Source organism: uncultured Parvimonas sp., from assembly GCF_963524015.1.
Lineage (GTDB): Bacteria > Bacillota > Clostridia > Tissierellales > Peptoniphilaceae > Parvimonas.
Genome location: NZ_CAURDT010000004.1, coordinates 34,769 through 48,437, shown reverse-complemented (window position 1 = coordinate 48,437; position 13,669 = coordinate 34,769). Strand labels below are relative to the sequence as shown.

Here is a 13,669-nt window from a genome sequence, read left to right as displayed (position 1 = left end):
TTTTTATAAGGAGGAGTTATGGGTTTAATAGATTATTCTAAAGAGCCCCGTTCAGACATTGCATTTGTTGATATGAAGTCATTTTATGCAAGTGTGGAATGTGTTAAAAGAGGGCTACATCCTCTAAACACTTCCCTTTGTGTTATGAGTAGAGCTGACAATTCAAAAGGCTTGATACTTGCAAGTTCTCCTATTTTTAAAGAAGTTTTCGGAAAGAAAAATGTTGGAAGAAGCAGAGATCTTCCTTTTGATATTAATACAAGAAAATTTAATTATGCAAATGCTTATAGACAAAATATTAAAATAACGAGAGAATATGTAAACTATATTGAGAAATGGGCAGCCAAAACTTTTATCGTTCCACCTAGAATGGCGCTTTATATCGAAGATAATTTAAAAATACAAAAAATTCTCCAAAACTATGCAGATAAAGACGAGATTTATCCCTATTCCATTGATGAGGGATTTATTGATTTAACTACTTCATTGGACTATTTTATTTCGGATAAAAACATGAGCAGAAAAGAAAAACTGGATGTAATATGTGCAAAAATTCAAAATGAAATCTGGAGAGAAACTGGAATTTTTTCAACTGTTGGTATGAGTAATTCAAATCCTCTACTTGCAAAATTGGCTCTGGATAATGAAGCTAAGAAAAACAAAAATATGAGGGCTAATTGGTCTTATGAGGATGTTGAAACAAAGCTATGGAAAATAGAAAAATTAACGGACTTTTGGGGAATTGGGGAACGAACAGCAAAAAGACTTGAAAAACTTCATATAAAATCCATAGAGGACTTGGCAAATGCAAATCCTGACAGATTAAAAAAAGAGTTTGGAATTATCGGAGTTCAGCTTTGGTTTCATGCGAATGGTGTAGATGAGAGCAAAGTTACAAGACCTTATATTCCACAGTCAAAGGGAATTGGAAATTCACAGATTCTTCCTAGAAATTACAGTAAAAGTTCAGAAATTGAAATTGTACTTAGAGAGATGACAGAACAGGTCGCAACAAGACTTAGAAGAATAAATAAAAAAGCAACTGTAATTTCAATTCATATCGGCTTTAGTTATGATGAGGAATTAAAGTCGATTAACTCAAGTAAGAAAATTGAGCCTACACAGAGTACCAAAGAGCTTACAAATCACATTCTATCCTTATTTAGAGAAAAATATAGAGGTGGCTCTGTAAGAAATATCGGAGTTAGATTCGACAAATTGACGGATAAAAATTATACAGTTATAAGCCTATTTGACAATATAAAAAATATAGAAAAAAACACAAAATTAGAAAAAGCCATTGATGAAATAAGAGATAAATTTGGCTATCTATCAATTCAAAAAGCAACAGCATTAATGGAAGGCTCAAGGGTTAAAGAACGAAGCTCCTTAATTGGTGGACATTGTGGAGGTTTGGACGGAATTTTATGATTAATCGTAGTTACTTGCCCTATAAGTCAGCAAGAGAATATTTAGACAGAGGAATGGCTAAGTGGATGGGTTTTTTCATTTCAGAACATTCCACAGCTCTCTCAAAAGAGGGAGATACCATTGATTTTACAAATGCTATGGACGAGGAAGAAAAGCTATTTTTCTTGTCATGGGCATTTTTTAATAATAAAAAAATTTTACTCTATACAAATTTACAAAAAGAGCCATATCTTGGAAAAATCTACGATATGACAAAGGATAAACTGTATCTAAATATGAAAAATAGAACTCCTAACTTTTTGTATTCACAAATTTTGAAATTGACAATTGCAGAGGTGATTGAAGATGAATAGTATTGAAAAAAACAATGTTCAATTTGACTATTTTAGTAGTAATTACCAGAAATTTGAAGAAGACTTTTACAGATTTTCAGATATTAATATCCCTCTTACCTTTTTAACTGACGATATCTTAAAACTTATGGTAAAAACTAAAAAACACTACTTTAGACTAAATGCCATAAACTCCATAGATAAAAAAGACCATTACTTTATCTTTAAAGAACATACTCATCTTGACAATACAAAAGTATTAAGATATGAATACATCAGACATAAATTTTCAATGTAAAAAATCCCTTAAAATAGTATTTATTTTAAGGGATTTTTGAATATTTAAGGGAGAGTTTCTATTCGTTATTTTTCTATTAATTTGTATTATTTATTTGAGAAAATAGAAAAAGACAGTATCAGCACTGTCTTTTGAAAAATTTAATTATTATTTAAAATTAAGCTAAATATTTACTGTAATCTTTGTAAATCTGATAATTCTATACCCATTATTCTTAAAACATCTGAAAATTTAACTGTATTAAATTCTTTTTGATATTTTTCAAAAATTTTTCTTAAATCAGAATAAAACTTTTTAAAATAGTTTCTATCCAATAAAACCTTCAAATAAATAATAGCAACTATAATTTTTTTATTATCATAATTATTAAAACCAAAATAATTAGCAATATTTGAAACTCTAATATTTCCAAAATTAGAATTGTATAATCTTTCGTCATGAGCACATTTATTTCTCACCAAATTTATAACTTTTAATGCAGAGCCTAAATCTTCACTTGAAAATCTTGGCATTGATGCTATATTGTACTGTTTTTTATACTTATCTAAATAATATTTTGCTATAGTATTTTTATCAGCATCTATTAAAATATCATATAAATGTGCTAAATTTCCTATAGTAAGATAATTAACTAATACCCATAATGAAACTGATCCATGATCTTCTATATAATGTTTAATTGCTCCATTTTTATCAACCTTATCATGAATTGTCTTAGTTAAAATAGCTATTTGTTGCAAAACCTTTTTAGGATTATTATCAACATAATTTTTTATTTCCAAATATGAATTAGGCTTAGGATATTTTCTAGAAAACTCATGTGATATCACAGTCTTAAATGAATTTTCAAAAATTAATATATATTTTAAAAATAAAAATCTTAATTCTCGATCAAATAAAAATAAAGCTTTTAATTCATCAAAATGTGTATTTGGCAAATATGCCTCTGGAACTAATCTATCTCCAGAATTATTTTTTTGTAGGAATAAATCTTTGTAACCATTTATTACATTATAATAATTTTCTTGTTCTAGAAATCTCTTTGGACTTCCATCTGTTGGTACAATCAATCCTCTTTTTCTTAATATTACTAGTTGTTGATTAAAGGTCTTATATTCTTTCATATTTATTCTCCAAAAAAAACGGTCAGGGCATCGTATGCTTCCTAACCTAATCTTATACGTAGATTATAGCTTTTATATTACCAGTCGTCAAGCGTCATATGTCAGCTTATATTATTATAAATGTGCTTCTTCAACTTTATTATACCATATTTTTTTACCTTTTTACTATATAAAATGTCTCTACTCATTCCTCCACAAAAAATCAACGGATTTCCGTTGATTTTTTCACTATTTTAATCTTATATATTTTGCAGCTCTGCCTATGTCCTCTCTTTAGATTTCTCCTTAATAATCTTTTTATCCCTTAAAATATACCTTAATTTAAGGGATAAAATTGTTTACTTTTAACATATAATATTATAAATCCAATAAATATACAGTCTCTGGACTTACGACACCATTTTCAGTATGAATTTTCCAATCACTCACATAATCTATAGAATATGTCCCCTCATCGCCTTCATGTAAATTAGGAATATTATAAGGCTCTTGAGTCAATCTTGCCTTAAAACTATCTCCTTCCATATAAAGAGCCTCAAACCAAATATGTTCACGATTTTTCTTATCCAAATTACCATCTTCATCAATTGTTTCAAGACCTAATTTAATAATAATCCCAATATCTTTACCATCTTGTTTTTCCTTAAGCATTCTTTCAACATAAGAAAATCTTTCTCTCGCCAAAGAACTCATTCTTGCAGTTTCTTCAGAACTTATATAATACAGAGGATTATTCTCCAGTTTTTTTGTGAACTCTGTAGGCTTTCTTAAATAATTTTTATTAAACTCTTCTTCACTTCCATAAAGGAAAAGTATATTTGTTTTAGAATTATGTGATTCTTTTCTATCTTCAATACCTCCAAGAATATCCTTAGGATAATATTTCAAAGCATTTATCCATTTTTTAGATGTAGCAACTATTGGTTCTCCATTGTAAAAAACTCCCATATTTATAGTTTCTTCACCAATTTCATTTCCATCATCCTCTTCAACAGGATTATTTTCATCTAACAATCTACAAGCATAACTTGAAATTAAGTCATAATGTGTTCCGGAGTCGTCCTTATTTGAACCTAAAATTTCAATTTCATGCAAATTACATCTACATAATCCATGTGTATGTAGCCAAACTTCATTTTCATCATAAACAGCTTGAACAGTATATAAACTTATAGGAGCAGGAAGCACATTAGAATTTGCTGCTAATTCAACCCATTTTTTATTTAATAATCTCTCAGCACTTTCATCACAAAGAGCAACCATTTCAGGAATCATAGCATAGACAAGTTTTAGCTGTAAATGATAACATTTTTTAGGATTGCCTTCAAACTTCATATAAACATTTAAGGCATTTTTTACTTTTAAAATCTCTTCTTTTTCCTCTTCCGTAAAATATTGTAATTGCCATTGATACATTTCTTCTGTATAAAAATCTCCAATATAAAATCCTACATCATATTCTACTCCATCATAGGATATAACAAGTTTTCCTGGTAAATCTTCACTTGGCATAATTTTTTCTTTAATTTCAACACCATCTATGGCTTTAATATTAGCAAAAGTATCTTCAGTAATTGTGTAATTTTCAGGTACTAAAGCCAACATATATGAAAATTCTTCCCAATAAGTAAGAGGTGCTTCTTTAATCAAAGTAGGAGAATACTCGTCATTAGAATACTCTTCTTTCTTTTCCTTTGAACCATTAAATAATCTGTTAACAACCTTTTTAAAAAAACTCATTATTTTTCTCCTTTGTAATTTATTAAAAACTTATAAGAAGTATATCACAATAATTGAGTAGATTCAATGTTTTTTAACTTAAATATATTGTAGATAATTCCATTAAAATATACTACAAACATTGTATTAACAATTACATGGCTTTATGAGATTTCCAGAGTCATTGTATCAAAGATACAACGACCCCGTCAGACCTACTTTTTGTTGTTTATGAATAAACAACAAAAGTTAGGGCTAGACCCACTCCGTTTCACTCCGGTCGAGATGACGTGTTGGAGGCTTTCCTTTGCTAACTTATATGACGTGAAATATTTATTTTAAATCAACAATCTTTCCTAAACAAATTTCCTAAACAAAAAAATCAACGGATTCCCGTTGATTTTTCTCCTAAATTTACATATTTAATTCTTCTCTAAATTTTGCAAGGGCTTTTTTTTCGAGACGACTTACTGTCATCTGTGAAATGTTTAGCTCTTTTGCAAGGGCAACTTGTGTTTTTTGTTCAAAATATCTTCCAAGTATTATTTGTTTTTCAACTTCAGTTAGTTTTTCTAAAGTTTTTTTAATAAAATCTTGATTGTCAACAAAGTCAAATTCTTTGTCTTCTTCTCCAACAATATCAATTAAGTTTGTGTCTTTGTCTTCACTATCTGAATTTTCAAAACTTTGATCTAATGATTGAGGTGTATAAACTTTACTAGCTTCCATAATTTCCAACACTTCTTCTTCAGAAAGTTCTACATAGTCTGCAATATCTTTAATTGTTGGAGTTCTTCCAAGCTCTTGTGTTAAATGATATTTTGCATTATTAACTTTTTTAGAGTTCTCCTGTATTCTTCTTGGAACCCGAATTACCCAACCTTTATCTCTGAAATATCTCTTTATTTCTCCAACGATAGTCGGCATAGCGAAACTTGAAAATTCAAAGCCTTTTGAGATGTCATATCTATCTATGGCATAGATTAAGCCAAGACTTGCAACTTGGAATAGATCATCATAGTCTATTCCACGATTTACATATTTTTTAGCTAAAATTTCAGCCATATATAGATTTTTTTCTATTAGTTTGTCTCTAAGTTCTGGTGTGGGATTTTCAAAATACTCTTTAAATAGAGCTTTTATTTGTTCTGAGTCCGGTTTGTTATATACCTTTTTCATTTTTTTATCCTTTATTTTTAACTAAAAGTACACTATTTTCTCTGAATTCTACTTTATCAACTAAATTCTCCAAAATTAGTAAAGCAAATTTATTTTCTTCTTTTTCTTGAATTCCTAAAAGGGAAATGTCAGGCATTACTTCAATTTCGATTTTATCATCAAAGACATCCATACTGATTTCAAAAAATTCACTTTCATCTACAAATAAATTTACAACTTCAGAAATTGAAACTTTTAAATCTTCGATATTTTCAATATCCATAGAGATTGTATTAGCTATGGAAGAGATTGAAAGTCTTAAAGTTGAAATGTATTTTTTTTCTGAAGGAAATTTTACAAATATTTTATCCATAATTACCCCTCGATTTCAAAAACTTTATCTAAGTCAGTTATAAGAAAGATTTTTTTGATATGTGGTTTTAAGCCTGTAATAACAAGTTTCTCTCCCTTTTCTTTTATATGTTTGTAGATACTTATAAAAGCACCGAGTCCTGTTGAATCAATATATGAAAGATTTTCACAATTCACTGTTATTTTTTTTACTCCTTGAACGGAATTAACTTTTTCTTTAAATTCTTTATTGGAATTTATATCCAAATCACCTTGTAAGTCGACAAAAAGTTTTTCTCCCTCTTGTCTTAAATCAACTTTTAATTCCATAGCATCTCCTTATTCAACATCATTTACATATTTTGCAACTGCAACGATTTTATCTTCGTCTTTATTTACATCTTTTATTATAACACCTTGTGTATCTCTACCTTTTACTGGTATGTCTTTAACAAGAAGTCTAATAATTCCTCCACTTTGTGAAAGTACGATGACTTCATCATTTGGATTTACCATTTTAGATGAAACTACAAAACCAGTTTTTTCAGTTACTTTATAAGTTTTAACACCTTTTCCGCCTCTATTTTGCACTTTGTAGTTTGACGCTAAAGTTCTCTTTCCATAGCCATATTCAGAGAATACAAGTAGGTGTTTTCCTTCAGAGTCAAGATTCATTGAAACAACTTCGTCATCTTTATCAAGTTTAATTCCTCTTACACCCTGTCCAGTTCTTCCAATTTCTCTAAGATCTGAAAGTGCAAATTTAATCGCAAGACCTTTTTTTGTAACTAGAATTGCTGAGTCCTCAACTGGTGAAACTCTAACTTGGATTAGTTCGTCATCGTCAACTAAATTAATTGCTTTCATTCCAACTTTTCTAATTGATTTGAAAAGTTCAACAGATGTTCTCTTGATTGTACCTTTCTTTGTAGCCATAATCAAGTATTCATCAGCTTCTGCATCTTTTACTGGAATTACTGCATTTACTTTTTCTCCATGCATTAATTCTAAAAGATTTATAATATTTTGACCTTTTGCTTGTCTTTTTCCTTCAGGAATTTCATAAGCTTTTAGTTTATATACTCTTCCCTTATTTGTAAAGAATAAAATCAAGCTATGAGTTGAAGTTACGAAAAGACTGTCAACATAGTCATCTTCTTTTGTAGTAAGGGCAACAACACCTTTTCCACCTCTGTTTTGTACTTTGTAAGTATCAGAAGGGATTCTCTTGATGTAACCCTGTTTTGTAAGAGTTATTACAACATCTTCTTCTTTAATTAACTCTTCAATTTCAATTTCATCAAAATTAGGTTTGATTTCAGTTCTTCTGTCATCGCCAAATTTTTCTTTAATTTCTATTAATTCTTCTTTAATTATATTTAAGATTAATCTTTCATTTCCTAAAATTTCTTTAAGTCTTGCAATTTCTTTAATCAAAGAATTATATTCATCTTGTAATTTTTCTCTTTCAAGACCTTGAAGTCTTCTTAAACGCATTTCAAGGATGCTTTCAGCTTGAATTTTAGTAAAACCGAAACGTTCCATAAGTTTTTCTTGCGCGTCTGAGTAAGAAGCTCTAATTATCTTAATTATTTCGTCGATATGATCAATCGCTTTTAAAAGTCCTTCAACAATATGTGCTCTGTCTTCAGCTTTTTTAAGTTCAAATCTACAACGTCTTGTGATTACATCTCTTTGATGTTCAACATAATGTCCGATTAATTCCTTTAAATTTAAAACTTTAGGTTCACCATTTACAAGTGCAAGGTTTATTACCCCAAAAGTAGTTTGCATTTGTGTATGTTTATAAAGATTATTTAAAATAATATTCGGATTAGCATCTCTCTTTAATTCGATTACAATTCTAATCCCCTTCATATTACTTTCATCTCTTAAGTCTGAAATTCCTTCAATTCTCTTATCTTTGATAAGTTCAACAATCTTCATAATCAAATTAGTTTTATTAACTTGATATGGAATTTCTGTAACTATAATTCTAGTTTTATTATTATGTTCTTCAATATTTGCAACAGCCCTTACAGTAATTTTTCCACGTCCTGTATGATAAGCTTGTTTAATTCCTTCAAGTCCCATGATATTTGCACCTGTTGGAAAATCAGGACCTTTAACAAATTTCATAAGTTCATCAACGGAAATATCAAAATTGTCGATATATTCGCAAGTTGCATCAATTACTTCATTTAAATTATGTGGTGGCATATTTGTGGCCATACCAACGGCGATACCAGCTGCACCATTTACCAAAAGATTTGGAAATTTACTTGGTAAAACAACTGGTTCTTTTTCGTTTTCGTCATAGTTTGGTGCGAAGTCAACTGTATCTTTATTAATATCTCTTAACATTTCAAGAGCAAGTTTTTGCATTCTAACTTCTGTATAACGAGGAGCGGCAGCACCGTCTCCGTCAATAGTACCAAAGTTACCTTGACCGTCAACAAGAGGATAACGCAAGTTAAAATCTTGCGCAAGTCTAACAGTTGCATCATAAATTGCAGAGTCACCATGAGGATGATATTTACCCATTACTTCCCCAACAAGTCTTGAAGATTTTTTATAAGGCTTGTCTGGTAAAAGTCCAAGACCTTGCATTGCATAAATAATTCTTCTATGAACAGGCTTTAAACCATCTCTAACATCAGGCAAAGCTCTTGCAACAATAACACTCATGGCATATTCAAGGTATGACTTTTTCATTTCCTTTTCGATATCTACATCGACTATATTCATTTTATTTTCTATATCAGCCATCTATTCCTCCTATGCGTCAATATTTTCAACATATTTCGCATTTTGTTCTATAAATTCACGTCTTGGTTCAACCTTATCTCCCATAAGAGTTGAGAAAGTTTCGTCTATTGACACAAGTTCTTCATCATCAATATTTACTTGTAGGAAAAGTCTGTTTTCAGGATTCATAGTTGTTTCCCAAAGTTGTGCAGGATTCATTTCCCCAAGACCTTTATATCTTTGAATTCTATGTGAATCACGACCAAGTTCATCTAAACTAGCTTGTAATTCTTCATCAGTCCAACAATATTTTACAACCTTAACACCTTTAATAATTCCATAAAGTGGTGGTTGTGCAATATATACATGACCTTGTTCGATTAATTCTTTCATATAACGATAGAAAAATGTTAAAATCAAAGTTCTAATATGTGCACCGTCAACGTCGGCATCTGTCATTATAACTATTTTTCCATATCTTAAATTATCTAAGTTAAAATCTTTTCCGATTCCTGTTCCAAAAGCAGTAATCATTGATTTAATTTCTTCATAACCTAAAATCTTGTCAATTCTTGCCTTTTCAACATTCATAATCTTACCTTTAAGTGGTAAAACTGCTTGGAATTTACTATCTCTACCTTGTTTTGCAGAACCACCCGCAGAGTCCCCTTCGACAAGATAAATTTCATTTACAGAAATATCACTTTCTTGACAGTCGGATAATTTACCAGGTAAAGTAGTATTGTCAAGAATGGATTTTTTACGAGTTAAATCTCTTGCCTTTCTTGCAGCTTCTCTCGCTCTTGCACTACTTTGAGCCTTTTCTATAATAATTTTACCAACTTTTGGATTTTCTTCTAAGAAAGTCATCAAATTATCGTATAGGAATGCTTCAACGATACCACGGCTTTCACTATTTCCAAGTTTTGCCTTAGTTTGTCCTTCAAATTGTGGATTAGGAAGTTTTATTGATACAATTCCTGTAAGACCTTCTCTTGTATCATCTCCTTGAAGATTTGCATCCTTATCCTTAATTAAATTGTATTTTCTTCCATAGTCATTTAAAGTACGAGTAAGAGCAGTCTTAAATCCTACTAAATGGCTTCCACCTTCAGGTGTATGGATATTATTTGCAAAAGTTAAGACATTTTCAGAGTATCCGTCTGTATATTGCATAGAAATTTCAATTTGTGAATCTCCTCTTTGTCCTTGAAAATAAATAACTTCGCTATGAAGACTATTTTTATTTCTATTCATATACTCAACAAAAGATTTTATTCCACCTTCATAATGAAAAGTTTCTGTAAAATCTTCTCTTTCATCTGTAAAAATAATTTTAACACCTTTATTTAAAAATGCCATTTCTCTAAATCTGTTTCTTAAAATTTCTTTTTCATAGATAGTTGTATCAAAAATTTCAGAATCAGGTTTAAAAGTTATTATTGTTCCAGTTTCTTTTGAAGTACCTACCACTTCAAGCTTTGAAGTAGCATTTCCCCTTGAAAATTGTTGTTCATAAAGTTTTCCATCTCTTTTTACATTTGCAATAAGCCATTCTGAAAGAGCATTTACAACAGAAACCCCAACTCCATGAAGTCCCCCTGAAACTTGGTAAGCATTGTTATTGAACTTACCACCAGCATGTAGAATTGTCAAAACTGTTTCAAGTGTTGATTTTCCAGTTTGTGGATGCACTTCTACTGGAATACCACTACCATTATCTTCAACTCTTACAGAATTATCTTCAAAGATTGTAACTGTAATTGTATCACAAACTCCTGCTAAAGCTTCGTCAATACTGTTGTCAACAACTTCATAAACTAGATGATGAAGTCCCTTTACTCCTGTCGAACCTATATACATACCAGGTCTAAGTCTAACTGGTTCAAGACCTGTTAAAACCTTAATGTCTTTCGCCCCGTAATTTCTAATTTTTTCTTTACTCATATTTTTCCTTTCTCACTTTTTCCATTTCTATAACATTAATATTCTTAAAATTATTTACAAAAGATTTATCTGTAGTCGTTATAAAGACTTGATTATCCGTTAAATATTCCAAAATTTCATATCTTCTATCTTCGTCCAATTCACTAAATAGATCGTCGAGTAAAATTATTGGCTTTACTCTCTTATACTCTTCAAAAATATTCTTTTGACACATCTTAACTGTAATTATAATATTTCTCTTTTGACCTTGTGAAGAAAAACTCTTTGCATCTTTACCATTTAAGATAAATTTAAAATTTTCCTTGTGAATACCAAAGTTTGTAGTCTTATTTTCACTATCCAATTTATAGGACTTAGAAAAATTTTCTAAAATTTCCTTTAGACATTCATTTTCTGATTTTTTATAATCCGATAAAATTGACTCATACTCTATAGAAAGAGTTTCTCCTGATAATTGTTGATGAATTGAATTTATTTCCATATTTATCAAATCAATCAACTTTTTTCTCTCCATACTTATTTCATAGCACAAAAGAGCAAGTTTTTTTGTAAGAGCATTCATCTCCTGCTTATAAAAACTGGATAAATTCATTCCCTTTAAGAGTAAATTTCTTCTGAAAATAACATTTCTATATAAATTTAATTTTTGTTTATAGCCCTTTGTCATCTTCATAATAAAGCTATCAAAAAAATTCCTTCTAAAATTTGGACTTTCTGTAATAATTTTTAGCTCATCAGGGAAAAATCCAATAACATTTGAAAAGTCGTAAAGTTCATTTATACTCTTAAGTTTAATATCATCAATTTTAAAAACTTTTTTCTTATCGTCAGTATATAAAAAAGAAATTTTATTTTCAAATCCCTTTTCATTTACAAAAGTATCAACTTTCGTAAAATTCTCTCCAAAACTTATAAAATCTTCTTGTTTTGCCTGCCTAAAACTTGACGCAACAAGAGAAATATAAATCGCCTCCAAAACATTCGTCTTTCCGATTCCATTTTTTCCGACAAAAACATTTATATTCTCTTTAAACTCAAAAGAAATATCTTTTAAATTTCTAAAGTTGGTCAAATGTATTTTTTCAACTATCAACTCTACCTCTTTTTAACAATCAAATTTACTTCTTCATCTGCCAATATCTTAACAGTCATTCCGTCATAAATTTTTCTACCACGTCTTGTTTCAACTTCTCCGTCAACTAAAACTAATCCTTCAGAAATAAAGAATTTAGCATCAGCTCCAGTTTGAACAACAGCTGCATATTTCAACAACGAATCCAATTTTATAAATTCGGTATCAATAATAATTTCTTCCATTTTAAACTCCTAGTATTGAGAATCTTGCAACAAAACAGGTAAAACTAAATAAGTATAATCTATATTTTCATCTTCAGGTCTTATGATACAAGCTCCTGCTCTACCATTAAATGTAATTTCAACAAAATCCTGTTCTATTGTCTTTAATCCCTCTAAAACATATTTTGAATTAAAGGCAATCTTTAAATTATCTCCTTCTTTTTTGATGTCGATAATATCTTTTAAATCTCCAATTTCAGACGATCCTTCAACTAAAATACTAGTATCATCTATTGTAAAAGTAACTAAATCACCCTTTTCTGCCTTATAGATAATATTTGCTCTTTCAATCGCATTTATTAAATCACGTCTTGAAACAATAACTTTTGTCTTATGTTCGTAGGAAAATAGTGCCTTATAATTCAAATATTCTCCGTCTATTACTCTTGTTGAAAAGATTGTATTTTCAAAAGTGAAAATAGCACTACCTCTTACAAGTGAAATTCCAACAACAGAGCCTTCAGGAACAATCTTTGAAATCTCGTTTAAAGCTCTTGGTGGAATTATAACTTTTTTCTCAATATCTTCTTCTATCTTAAAACTTCTCTTTGCAATTCTATGTCCATCAAGTGCAACAAAATCAACATTTTTATTTTCAATTTCAACATCGACACCATTTAAAACTATTCTATAATCATCAATAGCTGTTGCAAAAATAGTTTGTTTAGTTGCAACTTTAAGCAAATTTTCTTGAACATAAAAATCCACTTTATTTTCAAAAGTTGGAAATTCAGGATATGAGTAAATATCCATTGCAATTATATTGAATTTAGCATTTTCACTTTGAATAAAGACTTTTTCTCTATCAACCTTTATATATACTTCATCATTGGGTAATTTTCTCACTATATTAGAAATCATTGAAGCATTAAGTAAAACTTCTCCTTCTTTTTCAACTTTACATTCAGTTGAAGTTTCAATTGCAAGTTCCAAATCAGTTGACTTTAAAGTTAATCTATTATCCTTTGCAATAAATAAAATTCCTTCTAGTATTGAAGTGTTATTTTTTAAACTTATAGCTCTTAAAGATATATTTATCAAACCCAAAAGTTCATTTTGCATTATCTTTATTTCCATAATTTTCTCCTTTTTTTCACATATAAAAAATATATAATTTAGTAGTAATAGTAGTAGGGGCTGTGGATATCTTAAACAACCCTTTCAAACATTGAAATATCAATATTTATTTACTGTATAACTACTGT

The 13,669-nt window shown here is 29.4% G+C and carries 13 protein-coding genes; 3 read left to right on the top strand and 10 right to left on the bottom strand.

The features are described from left to right. The first annotated feature begins 18 nt into the window (after positions 1-18). From RWJ08_RS07595 to RWJ08_RS05685, 3 genes are read left to right on the top strand one after another with little or no spacing between them, the layout of a single operon-like run. A complete protein-coding gene (locus tag RWJ08_RS07595; protein ID WP_399533518.1) occupies positions 19-1,431 on the top strand; it encodes a Y-family DNA polymerase in 1,413 nt (470 codons plus the stop codon). Then, positions 1,428-1,784, top strand: a complete 357-nt coding sequence (locus tag RWJ08_RS05690) for a hypothetical protein (RefSeq protein WP_313961386.1) — start codon at positions 1,428-1,430, stop codon at positions 1,782-1,784. Before RWJ08_RS07595 ends, RWJ08_RS05690 begins: the two co-directional genes overlap by 4 nt. Beyond that, positions 1,777-2,061 (top strand): DUF5960 family protein, encoded by a 285-nt coding sequence (locus RWJ08_RS05685; RefSeq protein ID WP_313961385.1) that lies wholly within the window; start codon positions 1,777-1,779, stop codon positions 2,059-2,061. The genes RWJ08_RS05690 and RWJ08_RS05685 overlap by 8 nt, the downstream gene beginning before the upstream one ends. A gap of 170 nt (positions 2,062-2,231) precedes the next feature. On the opposite strand, the gene RWJ08_RS05680 is transcribed toward RWJ08_RS05685, so the two are convergent. The 10 genes from RWJ08_RS05680 to dnaN form a co-directional block, all read right to left on the bottom strand. Continuing rightward, positions 2,232-3,185 (bottom strand): Abi family protein, encoded by a 954-nt coding sequence (locus RWJ08_RS05680; RefSeq protein ID WP_313961384.1) that lies wholly within the window; start codon positions 3,183-3,185, stop codon positions 2,232-2,234. 357 nt (positions 3,186-3,542) lie between these two features. Beyond that, on the bottom strand, positions 3,543-4,925 hold the full coding sequence (locus RWJ08_RS05675) for a DUF4026 domain-containing protein (RefSeq protein WP_313961383.1): 1,383 nt from the start codon (positions 4,923-4,925) through the stop codon (positions 3,543-3,545). Between the two features lie 393 nt (positions 4,926-5,318). Then, positions 5,319-6,083: a SigB/SigF/SigG family RNA polymerase sigma factor gene (locus tag RWJ08_RS05670; RefSeq protein WP_248111278.1), complete on the bottom strand. Its 765-nt coding sequence runs from the start codon at positions 6,081-6,083 to the stop codon at positions 5,319-5,321. Positions 6,084-6,087: 4 nt separating this feature from the next. Beyond that, entirely contained in the window at positions 6,088-6,435 is a 348-nt protein-coding gene (locus RWJ08_RS05665; RefSeq protein ID WP_041953162.1) for a hypothetical protein, read from the bottom strand. A gap of 2 nt (positions 6,436-6,437) precedes the next feature. Next, the gene (locus tag RWJ08_RS05660; protein WP_293439793.1) at positions 6,438-6,743 is read right to left on the bottom strand and encodes an STAS domain-containing protein; all 306 of its coding nucleotides are present in this window, start codon (positions 6,741-6,743) and stop codon (positions 6,438-6,440) included. 9 nt (positions 6,744-6,752) lie between these two features. Continuing rightward, complete coding sequence (gyrA, locus tag RWJ08_RS05655; RefSeq protein ID WP_313961382.1) at positions 6,753-9,182, bottom strand: DNA gyrase subunit A; 2,430 nt, start codon at positions 9,180-9,182, stop codon at positions 6,753-6,755. Positions 9,183-9,191: 9 nt separating this feature from the next. Further along, positions 9,192-11,108, bottom strand: coding sequence for a DNA topoisomerase (ATP-hydrolyzing) subunit B (gene gyrB, locus RWJ08_RS05650; protein WP_313961381.1), 1,917 nt, complete (start codon positions 11,106-11,108; stop codon positions 9,192-9,194). Beyond that, a complete protein-coding gene (recF, locus tag RWJ08_RS05645; protein WP_278478296.1) occupies positions 11,101-12,201 on the bottom strand; it encodes a DNA replication/repair protein RecF in 1,101 nt (366 codons plus the stop codon). The genes gyrB and recF overlap by 8 nt, the downstream gene beginning before the upstream one ends. 2 nt (positions 12,202-12,203) lie before the next feature. Further along, positions 12,204-12,425, bottom strand: coding sequence for a S4 domain-containing protein YaaA (gene yaaA, locus RWJ08_RS05640; protein WP_269722550.1), 222 nt, complete (start codon positions 12,423-12,425; stop codon positions 12,204-12,206). 9 nt (positions 12,426-12,434) lie between these two features. After that, a complete protein-coding gene (gene dnaN, locus RWJ08_RS05635; RefSeq protein WP_313961380.1) occupies positions 12,435-13,541 on the bottom strand; it encodes a DNA polymerase III subunit beta in 1,107 nt (368 codons plus the stop codon). Between the last annotated feature and the right edge of the window lie 128 nt (positions 13,542-13,669).